General features: G+C 70.3%; 16 protein-coding genes. 6 read left to right on the top strand and 10 right to left on the bottom strand.

Going from position 1 to position 17,337, the window contains the following annotated elements; genetic code table 11:
- The 4 genes from AC1RQF_RS01605 to AC1RQF_RS01590 are packed head-to-tail and all read right to left on the bottom strand — an operon-like array spanning position 1 to position 3,884.
- On the bottom strand, positions 1–321 hold the full coding sequence (locus tag AC1RQF_RS01605) for a UxaA family hydrolase (RefSeq protein WP_273997300.1): 321 nt from the start codon (positions 319–321) through the stop codon (positions 1–3).
- Positions 318–1,355, bottom strand: coding sequence for an ABC transporter permease (locus AC1RQF_RS01600; RefSeq protein ID WP_273997299.1), 1,038 nt, complete (start codon positions 1,353–1,355; stop codon positions 318–320). Before AC1RQF_RS01600 ends, AC1RQF_RS01605 begins: the two co-directional genes overlap by 4 nt.
- Positions 1,345–2,874, bottom strand: coding sequence for a sugar ABC transporter ATP-binding protein (locus AC1RQF_RS01595; RefSeq protein ID WP_492871150.1), 1,530 nt, complete (start codon positions 2,872–2,874; stop codon positions 1,345–1,347). Before AC1RQF_RS01595 ends, AC1RQF_RS01600 begins: the two co-directional genes overlap by 11 nt.
- Positions 2,871–3,884 (bottom strand): sugar ABC transporter substrate-binding protein, encoded by a 1,014-nt coding sequence (locus tag AC1RQF_RS01590; RefSeq protein WP_273997298.1) that lies wholly within the window; start codon positions 3,882–3,884, stop codon positions 2,871–2,873. Before AC1RQF_RS01590 ends, AC1RQF_RS01595 begins: the two co-directional genes overlap by 4 nt.
- Before the next feature lie 191 nt (positions 3,885–4,075).
- On the opposite strand from AC1RQF_RS01590, the gene AC1RQF_RS01585 reads away from it, so the two are divergent.
- The 3 genes from AC1RQF_RS01585 (at position 4,076) to AC1RQF_RS01575 (ending at position 7,312) form a co-directional block, all read left to right on the top strand.
- Positions 4,076–4,903 carry an IclR family transcriptional regulator gene (locus tag AC1RQF_RS01585; protein ID WP_273997297.1) on the top strand — a complete coding sequence of 276 codons (828 nt, stop codon included), beginning with the start codon at positions 4,076–4,078 and terminating at the stop codon, positions 4,901–4,903.
- A gap of 83 nt (positions 4,904–4,986) precedes the next feature.
- Positions 4,987–6,390, top strand: a complete 1,404-nt coding sequence (gene iaaH / locus AC1RQF_RS01580; protein ID WP_492871149.1) for an indoleacetamide hydrolase — start codon at positions 4,987–4,989, stop codon at positions 6,388–6,390.
- A gap of 379 nt (positions 6,391–6,769) precedes the next feature.
- Positions 6,770–7,312: a hypothetical protein gene (locus tag AC1RQF_RS01575; RefSeq protein ID WP_273997296.1), complete on the top strand. Its 543-nt coding sequence runs from the start codon at positions 6,770–6,772 to the stop codon at positions 7,310–7,312.
- A 211-nt stretch (positions 7,313–7,523) separates the two neighbouring features.
- Here AC1RQF_RS01575 and AC1RQF_RS01570 read toward each other — a convergent pair whose 3' ends face one another.
- From AC1RQF_RS01570 to AC1RQF_RS01550, 5 genes are all read right to left on the bottom strand, one after another.
- Positions 7,524–9,884, bottom strand: coding sequence for a bifunctional acetate--CoA ligase family protein/GNAT family N-acetyltransferase (locus AC1RQF_RS01570; protein WP_492871148.1), 2,361 nt, complete (start codon positions 9,882–9,884; stop codon positions 7,524–7,526).
- A 515-nt stretch (positions 9,885–10,399) separates the two neighbouring features.
- A complete protein-coding gene (locus AC1RQF_RS01565) occupies positions 10,400–10,687 on the bottom strand; it encodes an H-NS histone family protein (RefSeq protein ID WP_273997294.1) in 288 nt (95 codons plus the stop codon).
- A gap of 102 nt (positions 10,688–10,789) precedes the next feature.
- Positions 10,790–11,077: a hypothetical protein gene (locus AC1RQF_RS01560; RefSeq protein WP_443111473.1), complete on the bottom strand. Its 288-nt coding sequence runs from the start codon at positions 11,075–11,077 to the stop codon at positions 10,790–10,792.
- 61 nt (positions 11,078–11,138) lie between these two features.
- Positions 11,139–11,645, bottom strand: coding sequence for a BON domain-containing protein (locus AC1RQF_RS01555; RefSeq protein ID WP_492871147.1), 507 nt, complete (start codon positions 11,643–11,645; stop codon positions 11,139–11,141).
- Positions 11,646–11,675: 30 nt separating this feature from the next.
- Positions 11,676–13,115, bottom strand: a complete 1,440-nt coding sequence (locus tag AC1RQF_RS01550; RefSeq protein WP_273998292.1) for a sigma-54 interaction domain-containing protein — start codon at positions 13,113–13,115, stop codon at positions 11,676–11,678.
- Positions 13,116–13,416: 301 nt separating this feature from the next.
- Here AC1RQF_RS01550 and AC1RQF_RS01545 point away from each other — a divergent pair, with 301 nt between their 5' ends.
- Positions 13,417–14,820 carry a GntP family permease gene (locus AC1RQF_RS01545; protein ID WP_492871146.1) on the top strand — a complete coding sequence of 468 codons (1,404 nt, stop codon included), beginning with the start codon at positions 13,417–13,419 and terminating at the stop codon, positions 14,818–14,820.
- A 97-nt stretch (positions 14,821–14,917) separates the two neighbouring features.
- Here the strand turns inward: AC1RQF_RS01545 and AC1RQF_RS01540 are convergent, their stop codons facing one another.
- Positions 14,918–15,478, bottom strand: coding sequence for an MFS transporter (locus AC1RQF_RS01540; RefSeq protein ID WP_492871145.1), 561 nt, complete (start codon positions 15,476–15,478; stop codon positions 14,918–14,920).
- A gap of 435 nt (positions 15,479–15,913) precedes the next feature.
- Here AC1RQF_RS01540 and AC1RQF_RS01535 point away from each other — a divergent pair, with 435 nt between their 5' ends.
- On the top strand, positions 15,914–16,183 hold the full coding sequence (locus AC1RQF_RS01535) for a hypothetical protein (protein WP_492871144.1): 270 nt from the start codon (positions 15,914–15,916) through the stop codon (positions 16,181–16,183).
- A 134-nt stretch (positions 16,184–16,317) separates the two neighbouring features.
- Positions 16,318–17,301, top strand: coding sequence for a DedA family protein/thiosulfate sulfurtransferase GlpE (locus AC1RQF_RS01530; RefSeq protein ID WP_492871143.1), 984 nt, complete (start codon positions 16,318–16,320; stop codon positions 17,299–17,301).
- Positions 17,302–17,337 lie beyond the last annotated feature (36 nt).

Raw genomic sequence — 17,337 nt, 5'->3', positions numbered from 1 at the left:
TCACCGTTCGACGAAGGCCTGGCCCGCGTCGTGCGTATAGGTCGGCAGGTAGTCGCTGACGAGATTGTGGGTATGCAGATGCTCGCCGCGCGCGACCGCCCGGACCACGTGGCCGATCGGCGCGCCGTAGCGCCGCACCTTGTCGCCGTCCGCGAGCGCGCGGCGCGCGACCTTGTGGCCCAGCTCGACCGTCTGCGCGAGCGCCACCGGCTCGCCGTCGATCAGCACGCGCGTGCCGGCGTCGAGCCGGGTCGCCGCGATCAGGCAGTTGTCGTCGGGCGACAACAGCAGGAGGCGCGGATCGGTCGGCGGCGCGCTCATGCCGGCGCATCCGCGCCCGCGATGCGGGCGACCATCAGCGCGCCGAGGATGATCGCGCCGTAGATGGCCTGGATCCAGAACGACGGCACCTGCGCGAGCGTCAGCAGGTTCTGCACGACGCCGAGCAGCAGCACGCCCGTGAGCGCGCCGAGCAGGCTGCCCTTGCCGCCGTCGAGCGAGATGCCGCCGATCACCGCTGCCGCGAACACCGTGAAGATCATGCCGCTGCCCTGGTTCGCGTTGATCGCGCCGACATAGCCGGTCACGACCAGCCCACCGAGCGCCGCGAGCGCCCCGCCCAGCACGAACACCGCCCAGGTGATGCGTTCGACGCGGATCCCCGCCGCCCGCGCGGCCTCCGGGTTGCCGCCGATCGCATACAGCGCGCGGCCGAGCCGGTGATAGCGCAGCATGAACGCGGCCGCGCCGAACGCCGCCGCCGCGAGCCACACCGACAGCGGCAGCCCGAGCAGCAACAGGGTCGCGAGCGCGAGGAACGCGGGCGGCAGGTCGAACAGCGTGCCGCCGCGCGTCGCGCCGACCAGCACGCCGCGCAGCACGATCAGCATCGCGAGCGTGACGATGAACGCGTTCAGGCGCATCCGCACCACCAGGAAGCCGTTCACCCAGCCGATCGCGGCCCCCGCCGCGACGGTCGCCGCGAGGCACGCCGCGACCGGCCATTCGAAGCCGAAGCCGGCCGACGCGGCGGGCATCGCGAGCATCGCGCCGAGCGCCGGCGCGACGCCGACCGTCGATTCGAGCGACAGGTCGAACTTGCCCGTCAGCACGATCAGCGCCTCGGCGAGCACGACCAGCGCGAGCGCCGCCGAGGCGCCCAGCACGCTCGTCAGGTTCGCGCGGGTCAGGAAGCTCGGGCTCACGAGCGCGCCGATCGTGATCAGCAGCACGAGCGCCGGCACCAGCGCGAGGTCGCGCAGGCGCACGGGCACGAAGTGCCGGCGCGGCGCCCCGCGCGCGCCGACGGTCGGATTCCCCGCGGCAAGCGCGGGACGCATCAGTTCAGGCTTCATGGCGTTCGACTCCTTCAATGCCTGCAATCAGATCCGCGTCCTGCCAGCCGGCCGCGTGTTCCGCGACGACGCGGCCGCGAAACATCACGAGCACCCGGTCGCACGCGCGCAGGTCGTCCAGCTCGCCCGACGCGACCAGCACCGCCGCGCCGGCCGCGCGCACCTGCTCGACCACGGCGAGCAGCGCGGCCTTCGACTTGACGTCGACGCCGGCGGTCGGATCGATCAGCACCAGCACGCGCGGCGCGTTCGCGAGCGCGCGCGCCATCACGACCTTCTGCTGGTTGCCGCCCGACAGCCCGGCGACAGGCTGATGCGGCCCCTGCGCGGCGATGCCGAGCGCCTCGATCATGCGCACGCCGAACGCGCGCTGACGCGCGGGCGACACGAAGCCCAGCGGGCCGAATCGATCGGCGATGGTCAGCGAGGCGTTCTCGGCAATCGACTGGCCGGGCACCAGCCCTTCGCGATGCCGATCCTTCGGCACGCAGCCGACGCCGAGCGCGAGCGCCGCCGGCACGTCGCCCGGCGGCAGCGCGCTCGCGTCGACGCGGATCGCGCCCAGGCGCGGCGCGCGCAGGCCCGCGACCGCCTCGGCGACACCCGTGCGGCCGCTGCTCGTCGCGCCCGCCAGCCCGACGACCTCGCCGCGCCGCACCTCGAACGACACCTCGCGATAATCGTCGCCGGCGATCCGCTCGACCCGCAGCGCGACCGGCGCGTCGGCCGCGCACGGCGCGCGGCGCGCCGCATCGACCGAGGCGACGCCGCCGCGCTCGCCCGTCATCGCGTCGATCAGCGCGTCGCGCGGCAGCGCCGCCACCGGCGCGCTGACGATGTGCCGCGCGTCGCGCAGGACGGTCACCGCCTGGCAGATCTCATACACCTCCTGCAGGTGATGCGAGATGAACAGGAAGGTCACGCCGTCGCGCTGCAACGCGCGGATCCGCGCGAACAGCCGCTTGATCTCGTCGCCGTCGAGCTGCGCGGTCGGCTCGTCGAGGATGATGAAGCGCGCGCCGTACGACAGCGCGCGCGCGATCTCGACCAGCTGGCGCGCCTCGACGCCCAGGTCGCCCGCGCGCGCGTCCTCGCCGACCTCGATGCGCCAGTGGTCGAGCAGCGCGCGCGCGTCGCGGCGCAGGCCGCGCCAGTCGATCGCGCCGCGCCGCAGCGGCTGCCGGTTGATGAACAGGTTTTCCGCGACGCTCAGCTCGCGCACGATCGTCGAATGCTGGTAGACGCACGCAACGCGCGCGCGCCACGCGTCGCGATCCGCGAGCGGCGGCGCGGCCGCGCCGTGAAACCGCACCTCGCCCGCGTCGGGCGCGCGCAGGCCGGTGAGGATCGACACCAGCGTCGACTTGCCCGCGCCGTTGCGGCCGACGAGCGCGTGCGATTCGCCGGGCCGCACGCACAGCTCGACCTCCGCGAGCGCGAGATGCGGGCCGAAGCGCTTGGTGACGCCGCGCGCCTCGACGACGGGCGCGCCCGCCGCGCCGGACGATGACGCGTTCATTTGAGCGTATTGCCCCACAGCTGCCGGTCGTCGACGTTCGCTTTCGTCACGAGCGGCGCGGGCAGCTGATCCTCGAGCACGCCCGGCCCGCGCTCGACGATCGTGCTGCCGTGATCGGTCGGCCCCGGCCGGAACGTCTGCCCGGCCAGCGCCGCCTTCAGGTAGTACAGCCCGTACTTCGCGTACAGGTCCGCCGGCTGCGACACGGTCGCGTCGATGTCGCCGCGCCGGATCGCCTCGAACTCCTGAGGAATGCCGTCGTTGCTGACGATCACCACGTGGCGCGGGTCGCCGGCCGGGAACAGCAGCTGCTTGCGGCGCAGGGTCTGCAGCGTCGGCGCGAGATAGACCCCGCCTGCCTGCATGTAGATCGCCTTCACGTCGGGATTCGCGGCCAGCAGGCTGTCGAGCGCGGCCGCGGCGGCATCGCCCTTCCAGGCGGCGGGGATCTCCAGCAGCGCGAGCTGCGGGAAGCCCTTCAGGCAAGCGCGGAACGCCTCCGAGCGATCGCGCCCGTTGACCGACGCGAGATCGCCCATGATCTGCACGACCTTGCCGCGCGGCACGTGCGCGCCGATGTAGCGGCACGCCTTCTCGCCGTACGCGTGGTTGTCGGCGCGCACCACCATCGCGACCCGGCCCTGGGTCGGCGCGACGTCCACCGCGACCACCGGCACCTTGCGCGCGGCGGCCGCATCGAGCGCCCGGCCGATCGCCGCCGAATCGAGCGGCCCGACCACGATGCCGCCCGCGCCGAGGTTCAGCAGCGTGTTGACGTCGGTGATCTGCTGCGCCGGATCGCCGTTCGAGTTGACGGGCGCGAGCAGGTCGAGCCCCAGCGCCTTCGCGTAGCGCGGCAGATAGGCGTGGTAAGACTGCCAGAACGGCGAGGTCAGCAAGGGCAGGTCGACGCCCACCTTGCCGGCGTCGGCGCGGACGGGCGGCCCCGCGAGCGCGCAGGCGAGCGCGACGCAGGCCGCCCAGAAACGGGGACGATTGATCGGAGTCATGCCTGTCTCCTATATGCGTTTAGTAATCTTGAGTGAAACGCCTAACCGCTACGCAATGGCCCCGGTATTGTTATGTGGATCGCATGCAATTCATTCACGGGTGAACATATTATTCATAGAAGGATTTTTTGAAGTCAAGCAAGGTGCGGCGCACCATCACTCCGGACTTTCCCTAGCCCTGACCCACGCCCATGAAGACCACGAAAGCACAGCCCCCCGGCCCCGACGACCAGGACGAACAAGACAGCGACGAAGTCGAGCGCTACCGCGCGCCCGCGCTCGACAAGGGCCTCGACATCCTGGAATTGCTGGCCGAGCAGAAGGAAGGCCTGACCCGCACCGAGATCACCAAGGAACTCGGCCGCAACGCGAGCGAGATCTACCGGATGCTCGAACGGCTCGTCGTGCGCCAGTACGTGATGCGCTCGCCGGGCGGCGACCGCTATACGCTGAGCCTCAAGCTGTTCGCGCTCGCGCATCGCCACCCGCCGATGAGCCGGCTGATCGCCGAGGCGCTGCCGCCGATGCAGCGCTTCGTGGACGCCGCCGAGCAGTCGTGCCACCTGTCCGTCTACGATCGCGGCAACCTGCTCGTGATCGCGCAGGTGGACGGCCCCGGCACCTGGGGGATCTCGGTCCGGCTCGGCTCGCGGGTGGGGCTCGTCGACACCGCGTCCGGCGAGGTGATGCTCGCGTTCCAGACCACCGACCAGCGCACCCACATGCTGGCCGAGCACACCCGCGTCAAGGGCGAGACGACGCTCGACGCCGATGCGCTCGCGCGCCGCTGCGAGGCGATCCGCGCGCGCGGCCACCTGCAGCAGGAGAGCCGCCAGACCTTCGGCGTCACCGATCTCACCTACCCGATCCTCGGGCCGTCCGGCCATGCGATCGCCGCGCTGACCTGCCCGTACCTGCGGCGCATCGACGCCTACGTCGCGCCGTCGCTCGACGCGGTCGCGGCGAGCCTGCGCGACACCGCGCGCGGTTTATCCATGTCGAGGAACGCCTTCATCTGACGGAATGTGAAATGATCCGGGGTTTGCGTTCACGCGCAACGCGCGCCGCATCCGGATGGTGCGCGCCACCTGGAGAGAGATCGATGCCGTCACCTCAGCCCGACCTTGTCTCGACCGCCAGCGCGCGGTCGATCGCCGCCTCCGTCAACGCCGGCCGCAGCCGCGCCGCCGACCATGCGGAAGCGGCGCTCGACCGCCTCGCGCGCATCGCGCCGCTCAACGCGATGACGCACGTCGACGCGGCGCTGGCGCGGCAGACGGCCGCGCGCGTCGACGCGGCGCGCGCCGAGGGCCGCACGCTGCCGCTCGCCGGCGTGCCGTTCGTGATCAAGGACAACCTCTATACGCCGGACCAGCCGACCACGGGCGCGAGCCCCGCGCTCGAAGGCTTCGCCGCGCCGCGCCACGCGACCACCGTGCGGCAGCTGCTCGACGCGGGCGCGGTGCCCCTGGGCAAGGCGAACATGCACGAACTGGCGTTCGGCATCACGAGCGCGAACGCGCATTACGGCGCGGTGGGCAACCCGCACGATCCGGCGCGCGTCGCCGGCGGGTCGAGCGGCGGCACCGCGGCCGCCGTCGCGGCCGGCATCCCGTTCGGGCTCGGCACCGACACGGGCGGCTCGGTGCGCATCCCGGCCGCGTTCTGCGGCGTCTACGGGCTGCGGCCGACGCTGCACCGCTACTCGACCGACGGCGTGCTCGCGCTCTCGCACACGCGCGACACCGTCGGCCCGATCGGCCAGGATCTCGACGACCTGCTGCTGCTCGACAGCGTGCTCGCCGGCGATGCGTCGGAGCCCGCCGCGCCGCCGCTCGCGGGGCTGACGATCGGCGTGCCCGGCACGCCCTACGCCGACGGCTTCGATCCGTTCGTCGCCGCGGCGGTCGAAGACGCGCACGCGCGGCTCGCGAAGGCGGGCGCGCGCCTCGTGCCGATCGACGCGCGCGCGCTGCACGACGCGGACGAGGCGTGCGGCTTCGCGATCGTGGCGTTCGAGACCCACGCGTACTGGCGGCGCTTCAGCGCGGACCGGCTCGGGCTGCCGTTCGCGGAATTCGTCGCGCGGCTCGCGAGCCACGACGTGCGCAACCTGTTCCAGGGGCTGCTCGAAGCGCCGCCGTCGAGCCGGGCCTACGCGGCCGCGCTCGACACGCGCACCACGATGATCCACTGGTACGACCAGGCATTTCGTCATAGCGGCGTCGATTGCCTGCTGATGCCGACGGTGTCCTGCATCGCGCCGCTCATGAGCGCGAGCCGGCACGACCTCGCGCCGGAGCAGGCGGGCGCGCTGTTCTCCCGCGTGCTGCGGCAGACCAGCCCGGCGACGCTCGCGGGCGTGCCGTCGGTGTCGCTGCCGGCGGGGCGCGTCGCGCAGGCGCCCGCGCCCGTCGGCTTGATGCTCGAAGGGCCGGCGGGCAGCGACCGACGCCTGCTCGCGATCGCGCGCGCGCTCGACCGGCTGTTGCGCGACGCGGGTTGAGGCGGCGGTCGGCGGGTTCATGTTCGAAGGGACGGCAGGCAGCGGCTGGTGCCTGCTTGCCATCGCCTGCGCTCAACCGGCTGTTGCTCAACGCGGATTGAGGCGGCGGCCGTGAATCGCGCAACCGGCGACCCTCGGCGGCAAGCCGCGGGACCGCCTGCCGCGCGGGTTCATGCTCATGCTCGATCGCGGCCGGGACGCGAGCGCGCGACCAACGGCCACGCGCTCGCCGCGCTCGACAAAGCCGCACGCCTGCCGCAAGGTCTCCTGCCGCCCCTCCCTCCGGCCCGAACGTCGCGCCCGCCGCGTTACGCTAAAATGGCGGCCCTTTTCAATACTTCGCCCGCTCGCCCGGCGGCGGGCGCGTCTCACGGATCTCATGGCCAAACTTCTGACCGATCTCGAATTCCAGCGTTTCTCCGAACTTCAGCAGAAGCAGGCAAGCTTCACGATCACGGCCGAGGAGGCCGACGAACTGCGCGAGATCGTCGCACACGCGCAGAAGAAGCGCGACGATCGCGCCGCCGCGATGCAGGCGATCGAACAGCACATCGAGCAGTTCGCGATCACGCCGGACGAACTGTTCTCGCCGGAACAGATCGGCGAAGCCGCGCGCACCTACGGCCTCATCACCGCGAGCAAGAAGGAACGCGCGCTGCCGCCGACGCTGACCTTCAACGGCAAGCCGTATCAATGGACCAAGACGCTGCCCGACGAAGTGCGCGGGCCGCTGTTCGACGCCTTCAAGGCCGGCGAATCGGTGAAGCGCTTCATCGCGATGCCGAAGGACGGCGCGCGCTGCGCGCTGACGATCGCGCGACTCGAGCGCGAAACGGGCGCGATCTACGCGGACACGCTGCTCGACGAACTGGCGATCTCGCGCGACCAGGTCGACGAAGCGTCGACCAAGCTCGCCGCCTGAGTTCCGCCGCGCGACGGCCCGCGCCGTCGCGCGGGGGCATGCGCGACGACGACTACGGCCGCCGCCGCGCGTGACGCATGCCCGAGGCGCGCGCGAAAGCGACCCACCGCGCCGACACGCTGCGGTGAGCCGCGCATCAGCGCCGGCCGCACCTCCCGCAAAGCCTCACCTCGGCTCCCGAAAACCCTCACCTCGACGCGCACGCCATCCGTCACGGCTGCAGCTTCATCCGCACGCCGACCACCGACGGCTCCTCCGTCGGCGCCACCGTAAACCCGCAGGCCTTCGCGAGCGCGATCATCGGCGTGTTCTCGCGCAGCACTTCGCCGATCATCCACGCGGTGCCGCGCGAGCGCGCATGGTCGATGATCTGCGTCATCAACAGGCGGCCCAGGCCCTGCCCCTTCTGATCGGGGCGCACGGCGATCGCGAACTCGGTCGTTTCGTTGTCCGGATCGGTCACGGCCCGCACCACGGCGAGCGTATGCGCGCGGCCCGCCTCGTCGTCCGCGGTCGCGATCAAGGCCATCTCGCGGTCATAGTCGATCTGCGTCATGCGCGCCACCTGCGAATGATCGAAGCTGCGCACCGCGCCGAAGAAACGCATGCGCAGATCGTCCGGCGTCATCGACGCGAGCAGTTCGTTGTGCGCCTCCTCGTCCTCCGGGCGGATCGGCCGCAGCGTGATCGCGCGGCCGCGCCAGTCGAGCTTCTGCTCCAGCTGGCGCGGATACGGCATGATCGCGAGCCGGCTGCGCCCGGCCGCGAAGCGCACGCGCGGCGCGACCGTCACCACGCGTCCGGGCAACACCCGCAGCGTGACCGACAGCGCCACCAGCTCGCGCACGTCGCACACGGCCTGCGACAGCTCGGTGAACGCCGCGAGCAGCGGCTCGGGCGCCTCGCGGCGCGCATAGGGCGAGCGCTGCACGACGGCGCGCGCCAGCACCGTGTTGAACGGCGGCAGCCCATAAACCACGAACGGTGCGGAATAACCGTCGGCGGGCGGCACCGTATAGCGGAACACCGGGCCGAAGTTCGCGTCGTCGTACAGCTCGACCGCGATGTCGACGATCGCCTCGTCCGCGCGGTCGTTCGCCGCCTCGCCCGCGACCAGCCCGAAATGCGCGAGCCAGCGCGCCGCCGCCGCGCCGTCCAGCGCCGCGCGGCCGCCGTCGAGCGCCGCGCGCGCCGCCTCGCGCGCGGCCGATACCGAGGCGGCCGGCTGCAGCGGCGTGCCCTCGGGCGTCTGCATCAGCAGCTCGCGCCCGAGCCGATAGTCGACGAGCCGCGCATAGGCGCGCGCGAGCCGCTGCGGCGTGGTGTGCACCGGGATGCCGTGCGCGTGCAGCGCATCGCGCGTCGCCGCGTCCACCCCGCCGAAGAAGCACGCGAGGATCCCGCGATGCGCGAACGGACGCGCCTCGATCAGCACCTGCGCGACCGCGTCGACGGGCGCGCTGTGCGACGTCGCGTGCACGACGAACACGGTGCCCGTCTGCGGATGCGGCGCGAGCGCCTGCAGCACCGCGCCGAAATACTCGGGCCGCGCATCGTCGCCGAGCAGCAGCGGATTGCCCGCCGCGATGCCCTGCGGCAACAGGCCGGCCACCGCATTGACGGCCGTCTGCGGCCACTGCGCGAGCGCGGCGCCCGCGTCGTCGAACGCGTCGACCGCCAGCTTCGCGACGCCCGCGTCGCTCGTCAGCAGGGTTGCCGCGCCGCTCGTCGCGACGCGGCCGACGCCCAGCGTCTCGATCTCGTCGAGCAGATCGTCGAGCGCATCGACGCGCACCATCCCCGCGCGCTGGAACGCGGCCGTATACAGCGCGTCGCCGGGATCGGCGCGCCCGGTGCGCAACGCGAGCACCGGCTTGTTGCGCGCCGCCGCGCGCGCGGCCGACATGAACTTGCGCGCCGATTTGACGGTGTCGAGTTCGAGCAGGATCGCGCGCGTGCCGGGATCGCTCGCGAGATAGTCGAGCACGTCGGCGGCGTCGACGTCGGCTTCATCGCCGAGCGCGACCGCATGCGAGAAGCCCAGGCCGCGCGCGCGCGCCCAGCCGAGCACCGCGTTGGTCAGCGCGTTCGACTGCGACACCCACGCGACGCCGCCGGCCTTCACCGTGCAGGCGGGCGCGCCGAAATGCGCGTTCAGCACGGGCGACACCACGCCGACGCTGCCCGGCCCGACGATCCGCAGCACATGCGGCTTGGCGGCCGCGAGCGCGCGTTCGAGCGCGGCTTGGCCGGCGCTCGACTTCGCTTCGCCGACGATGATCGCGACGCGCGCGCCGAGCGCGCCGAGCTTGCGCACGATGCCGGGCCAGGTCGCGGGCGGCGTGCAGATGAGCGCGACCGAAGGCGCGTGCGGCAGCTGGTCGACCTGCGGATAGACGCGCTCGCCGTCCAGCTTGCCGTACTTCGGATTGACGGGCCACACCGGCCCGCCGAAACCGCCGTCGCGCACGCGCGCCCATACCATCGCGCCGATACTGCCGACGCGCGACGACGCGCCCACGACGGCGACGGATTTCGGCTGAAACAACGCATCGAGATTGCGGACGGTCACGACCACTCCAGCGGATGGGAAAGGGAGAACACGGATGGCATGCGCGGCGGCGAACGCGCGGGCGGACGCGGCCGGATACCCGCCCCCAAAGCATAGGCGAAGCGCGTGACGCTGCCTATCCGTGGCCCGCACGGCGGTCGGGCCAGGTCAAGATCCATGCGCGCGTCGCGCGAAGGTGAGCGTTTTCGGGATCCAAGGTGAGTGTTTTCGGGGATTCGCGCGACGTCGCCGAAAAAACCCGAAAGTGAGCGTGCAGCGCTTAATCGCCCCACCGTTGCCGGCGCGAATCGGCGCAGGCGGGTTTGCGCACGAAACTGGCGCGCGGCGCGCCTGAAGGCACGCAAATCCCGTCAAATCAGCGCGATATGCGGTGGATTATGTCCGGCCCGCCGGATCATGGATGCCCGGAAAAAGGATTCAGCCGGTGCGACGGCCCGCCCAAAACAAAATGGTGCGACCCGCGGCATTGCCGGTCGCACCGTCGTTCAAGGCGCCAAAGGTGAGTGTTTTCGGGATCAGTCCTTGATCAGGAAACGGTTGCGGTTCTTGCCGAGCCAGGCCGGCGCGCGGCCGCGGCCGCTCCAGGTCTCGCCCGTCTTCGGGTTCAGGTACTTCGGCGGCAGCGGGCGCTTCGGCTTGACCGCCGCGGCACTCCTGAAACCCAGTTCCTCCGGGGTAATGTCGTACTCCGCGATCTTCGCCTTGATGTCTTCAATCGCGTCGGAAATCGCCTTTTCACGCTCCTTGTCGATTTTCTGCTGCAGCTTCTCGAGTTGCGCGGTCAGTTGCCTATAGGTCGCCATAAGAGTGGAACTCCGTCTCGTTATTTATAGAGAAAGTATATAAATTAAAACGTCTTCAACCGTGCATTTTTTCTTTGGCTTTCATACATTGCAAGCCCGGTGTCAATCCGCTTTTTTTGGTTTGCATGCAAAGAGAAGGTTCCTGACTCCATTGTCGACCGATTGTTGGATCGTGTCGAAATCGCCACCACAAATACCCTGTGCGTTTTGAGTGCAGGTTTCCCAAGGCCCGCCCGCCGGACATTGCACGAGCGTCGTCGAGCGGCCGTCCGACGTGAACAGCGGCGCGCTGCCGCCGCAGGCCGAAAGCCCCGACATTAGAGCAATGGAAAAAAACATCCGCAATACGGTAATACTCCGCGAGGATGCCGATACCGGCGAAAGTTTCATGGGCTGACCTGTCAATCTCTTTTCGAACGTCGCGAGTATGCCATGCGGCCAGGCGCGCGCGTCAATTCGGATCGGGATGCGTCCGGTAAGGCAAGGGGCCGCGCGGATCATCGGTAATCCGCAGGTACACGCGCTGCACATCGGGCAGCGTTTCCAGCCCGTGCTGGAATGCGGCGCGGTCGAATGACGCGCCCGCGCACCCTTCCGCATAAATGAAGCGCCGCTGAATCGTCAGCCAGAGGCTCGTGCCGGCAAGCAGCGGAGAGGCGGCGAACCGCGCCTTCGCCGCGGCGGCGATCGGCGCGTCGTAGAGATAGGAATTCGGCTTGCTGCATTCATGCGCGAGCCAGCACGAGGTGCCCTGCTCGACGCGGTAGTGCGCATCGGTTTCCATCTGGCGACGCGTCGTGAACGGCCCGAGCGGCGTCGGGCACGCGGCGAACGACCGCGAGAGCGCGATGAACGGATCGTCGTACCAATTGCGCAGCGCCTCGGGCGCGCCGTCCTGCGCGAACGCCTGCGCCGCGCACCAGGCGCACGCGCACCATGCGATGCCGATCCGTCTCATCCGCGTCTCCCGGAACGGGCGCGGCCGCGCTCAGCGCGCGAGGCCGTGCGCCGCCAGTTTCTTGTAGAAGGTCGCGCGGCCGATGCCGATCCGCTCGGCCGCCTCGGTGACCCGCCCGTCGCACGCGTTCAGCGCCTCGGCGAGGAAGCCGCGCTCCCAGGCCGCGAACGCTTCCGCGTAGGCCGTTGCGTCCGCATCGACCGGCGCGGCCGCGCCCGCCTCCGCGACCGACGCGCGCGCGGGGCCCAGGACAGGCGCGAGTGCGCGCGCATCGATCACCGCATGCTCGGACAGCATCAGCGCGCGTTCGAGCGTGTTGCGCAGCTCGCGCACGTTGCCCGGCCATGCATGCGCGCACAGGGCGCGCAGCGCGTCGTCGGTCAGTTCGCAATGCGCGGCGCGGCCATGCTGCGCGGCCAGCTCCTCGAGCGTCGCGTAGACCAGCGCCTCGATGTCGGACGCGCGCTCGCGCAGCGGTGGCGCATGAATCGTCAGCACGTTGAGGCGGTAGTAGAGATCGGCGCGGAACCGTCCCGCGTCGACGAGCGCCGGCAGGTCCGCCGAGGTCGCCGCGATGATCCGCACGTTGGCCCGCACGATCCGGTTCGAGCCGACCGGCTCGAACTCCTTGTCCTGCAGCACGCGCAACAGCTTGCCCTGGAGCGGCAGCGGCATGTCGCCGATTTCGTCGAGGAACAACGTGCCGCCGTCCGCGAGTTCGAACTTGCCGACCCGCCCCTTGCGGTCCGCGCCGGTATACGCGCCGGGCGCCGCGCCGAAGAATTCGGTTTCGAGCAGCGCGTCGGGAATCGCCGCGACGTTGACCGTCACGAGCGGCTTCAGCGCGCGCGCCGAAGCCGCGTGGATCGCATGCGCGAGCAGTTCCTTGCCGGTGCCGGTCTCGCCGAGCAGCAGCACCGGCGAATCCACCTGCGCCGCGCGCCGTCCCTGCCGCTTGGTTTCGAGGCTCGCGGCGCTCGTGCCGATGAAGCTCGCGAACGTGTACTTCGCGCGGCGCGCCTGCGCGAGCGAGCGCTGCGTCGCGATCAGTTCCTGCTGCACCTGCAGATAGCGGGAGAACAGCGGTGTGAGCGTCTTCAGCTCGTCGAACAGCGCGAAGCCTATCGCGCCGATCGTCACGCCCGCCTCGTCCTTCAGCGGCAGGCGCGTGACGACGAGCGGCTCGCGCCCGGTCTCCATGATGTCGAGCAGGATCGGCCGGCCCGTGAGCACCACCTCGCGCATCAGGCTTTGCGGAATCACCGCCTCGCAGTCGCGCCCGATCGCCTGCCCCGGATCCGCATAGCCGAAGCGCGCCGCATAGCGCTGGTTGATCCACACGACGCGCGCGTCGCGGTCGACGATCAGCGTGCCCGCGCTCGAATGCTCGAAGGTCTTGAACAGCGACTCGGCCGCGCGCCGCAATACGTCGCCGTAATTCGCGGGCCAATCCGCCCAGTCGTTCATCATCTTGTCTTGATCGTCCGCCAGCATCGTCGTCTCCAAACCGGGACGGATTATCTCATTTTTGAGACAGCCCGCCACGGCACGCTGCACAAGGCGGGAGCGCACTTAGCGGCGGCCGGCTTGCGCCGCGTCGTCTCTTCCCGGAGACATTTTCGGTAGAATCATCCGCGCCCTGCCCCGGCGGCGCGCCGCGCGGGCGGGCGGACCCCGCCGGACGGCCGGTGGCACGAAACCTGCACGAGCCGCCGACGGGTCGCGTCCGCCGTTGCCGCGCCCATACAACAACCAGAACCAGGAGACTCTCTTGTCATTCGTGATCGTCCTCGCCGCGCTGGCGTTCCTGATGTTCGCCGCCTATCGCGGCTACAGCGTGATCCTGTTCGCGCCGATCGCCGCGCTCGGCGCGGTGCTGCTGACCGATCCGGCCGCCGTCGCGCCGGTGTTCTCCGGCATCTTCATGGAGAAGATGGTCGGCTTCGTGAAACTATATTTCCCGGTCTTCCTGCTCGGCGCCGTGTTCGGCAAGGTCATCGAGCTGTCGGGTTTCTCCGAGTCGATCGTCGCCGCCGCGATCCGCTACATCGGCCGCTCGCGCGCGAACGCGGTGATCGTCGCGGTGTGCGCGCTGCTCACCTACGGCGGCGTGTCGCTGTTCGTCGTGGTGTTCGCCGTCTATCCGTTCGCGGCCGAACTCTATCGTCAGAGCAACATCCCGAAGCGCCTGATGCCGGGCGCGATCGCGCTGGGGGCGTTCTCGTTCACGATGGATTCGCTGCCGGGCACGCCGCAGATCCAGAACATCATCCCGACCACCTTCTTCAAGACCACCGCCTGGGCCGCGCCGTGGCTCGGCACGATCGGTTCGGTGTTCATCATCATCGTCGGCCTGTCGTATCTCGAATGGCGCCGCCGCGCCGCGATGGCGAAGGGCGAAGGCTACGGCACCGCGCTCGTCAACGAGCCGGAGCGCGTCGAAACCCAATCGCTGCCGAACCCCGCGCTCGCGATCGCGCCGCTCGTGCTGGTCGGCGTCGCGAATTTCGCGCTCACCAAGCTGATCCCAGTGTGGTACGGCGGCGCATCGTATACGGTGCCGCCCGAGGTGCTGCCCGGCGTGCACGCGCCCGTCACCACCTCGATCAAGACCGTGGTCGCGATCTGGTCGGTCGAGGCCGCGCTCCTGCTCGGCATCCTGCTCGTCGTGCTCACCGCGTTCAAGCGCGTCAGCGCGCGTTTCGCGACCGGCACCAAGACGGCCGTCGGCGGCGCGCTGCTCGCCGCGATGAACACCGCGTCCGAGTACGGCTTCGGCGGCGTGATCGCCGCGCTGCCGGGCTTCCTCGTCGTCAGCGACGCCCTCAAGAGCATTCCGAATCCGCTCGTCAACGCCGCGGTGTCGGTCAGTTCGCTCGCCGGCATCACCGGCTCGGCGTCGGGCGGCATGAGCATCGCGCTCGCCGCGATGTCGGACCTGTTCATCAAGGGCGCGCAGGCCGCGCAGATCCCGCTGGACGTGCTGCACCGGGTGGTCGCGATGGCAAGCGGCGGCATGGACACGCTGCCGCACAACGGCGCCGTGATCACCCTGCTCGCGGTGACCGGGCTCACCCACCGCGAGTCGTACCGCGACATCTTCGCGGTCACGCTGATCAAGACGCTCGCGGTGTTCTTCGTGATCGCGGTGTACTACGCGACCGGGCTCGTCTGACGCGCGGCGCGCTCGCGCTTCGCCCGACGGCCGCCGTTCGCGAGAGCGGCGGCCGTTTTTTCGAGCGCGCGAGCGATCACGCGATCACGCGCTGGCGTCACGCCGTGCCGGCCGCCGTCTTCGCGTGCCGCGTGGCCGCGCCGCGCGAATCGATCAGCGCGATCGCCACGGCGGCGGCCGCCGCCGAGATCGCGATCGCGACGAAGTTGAGCCGGACAACCATCGTGCCGCGAACGCGGCGCGGTGCGTATCCGGTCATCTGCGCGGCGACGTTCGGCATCATGCCGCCGATCCCGAGCCCCGCGACGAAACGGCTCGCACCGCACGCGAACGGCTCCGCCGCGAGCCCGGCCAGCGCCGTGAACGCGCTGAACAGCACGAGGCAAATCACGATCGTCACGCACCGCCCGATCCGTTCGGCCAGTCCGCCGAAGCCGATGTTGCCGATCATCATCCCGACCAGCGCCGTGCTCGCCAGCACCCCGGCGGCGGCCAGCTGCAGCGCCATGTCGGCCATCATGGATGGCAGCGCGACGCCCATGATCGCGAGGTCGTAGCCGTCGCATACAATCATCAGCGCGCACCAGATCAGCAGGCGCCGATGGAAACGGTCCAGCGCGGCGTTATCGGCGAGGTGTTGCAGATTCGTGTCGTGCATGACTTCTCCAATCGAGATCGCGGGCGGCACAGGCCGATCGCATGGCGCGCCATGCAGTCCCGCAATCTCGACAGGCGACACGATCGCCGCTTCTCCGCCGTGACGCTTGCGTGACCATGCGGTTCGGCACACCGACGAAGTTATGAAAACGAAAGCGCGCACGCGCGCCACGCACCCGGCATCGGCACGCGCGGCCGCGCTGCACCGCGCGATGCGCGACGCGGCCCCACCGACGCGATGCCCAATCGCAGTGCACGGACACTGTGTCATCGTCACGAAACATCAGAAGGAAAAGGCCCACGGTCGGGGTTCCGCCGCACCCTGCACGAAAATGTCCGTAATCGTCGCCGGTTCGCGTTAAACTGCACAAAGCTGTTTGCACCAGGGACTCTCCCACCTTCACGTTACGGCAAGAACGATACGAGGATAGGTTCGATGCGCACTACCGGCTCAACCGGGGCAATGACCCTGCTCACCGAACACGACCCGACCGACAGCCGCGAATTGCGCTCGCTGCGTCTCGAAGCGACGAGCGACGGCAAGAGCGTGCTGCTGATCGAAGTCGACGAACGCAAGCCCGGCATTCATCGCGAGGTGCGTTATGAAATCACGCCGGCGGAATTGATCGCCGCGATCCGTTCACACGGCGCCGAGCTGCCGGGCGAAAGCCACGGCGCCGCCACGCTCGCCCGCAGCGCTATCTGACCCCTTCCCCACGGTGAGCGTGCGTTCTTCGCGCACGCTCACCGTCGTCCGTCCGGTTTTCCCCCAATCTCTTCGTGGTCTTGAAAATGGCCGATAATCGGCGCATTCAGTCGGTCTCATCCATTTGATTCGCCATGCTGCACGATCTCATCGCCCGCCACGGGCCGCTCATCGTCTTCGTCAACGTGTTCGCCGCGGCAGTCGGGCTGCCGGTGCCCGCGATGCCCACGCTCGTGCTGTTCGGCGCGATGGCGGCGCTGCATCCGGACATGCTCGGCGCGCAGCTCGTACCGGTGCTGCTGCTCACGGTGGTCGCGGCGCTGCTGGGCGACACGGTCTGGTACGTGGCGGGCCGCCGCTTCGGCGGCCGCACGCTGAAGACGCTGTGCCGGCTCTCGCTGTCGCGCGACACCCGCGTGCGTAAAACCGAGCATTTCTTCGGTCGCTGGGGCGTGCGCGTGCTCGCGGTCGCGCGCTTCATCCCGGGGCTGTCGCTGATCTCGGTGCCGATGGCGGGCGCGCTCGGCACGCGCTATCGCACCTTCGCCGGCTATGACGCGCTGGGCGCGCTGCTGTGGGCGGCCTGCGGGCTGCTCGTGGGCGTGCTGTTCTCGAAACAGATCGACTGGTTGTTCGCCGGCGCGAACCGGCTCGGCCGCGTGGCGCTGGTGGTGGTGGTCGCGCTGCTCGCGCTGTACGCGGCGGTGCGCTGGACGCGCCGGCGCGCGCTGATCCGCCAGCTCGCCAACGCGCGCATCGAGGTGGAGGAACTCGACCAGCTGCTGCAGGGCGACCCCGCGCCCGTGATCTTCGACATGCGCTCGCCCGAACACCGCCGCCTCGATCCGTATGCGATTCCGGGCGCGCAGTTTCCCGACGAGCACGCATTCGAGGCGTTCGTCGCGCGCTATCCGCTCACGCAGAAGTTCGTGATCTACTGCGCGTGCCCGAACGAAGTGACGGCGGCGCTGACGGCACGCCGCCTGAACCGCGCGGGCTTCGACAACGCGCTCGCGCTGCGCGGCGGCCTCGACGCGTGGCGCGACACGGGCCGCGCGCTGACCACGATCGCGCCGCCCGCGGCGGACGCGCCGCAGCTCGCGCCGCGCGCCGCCTGAGCGGCGCGGCCGCGACGCGCGCCGGGCCCAGGGGGG

The sequence above is a fragment of the Burkholderia sp. GW821-FHT14F03 genome (assembly GCF_058803765.1).
This window is presented reverse-complemented; position numbering and strand designations above follow the sequence as displayed.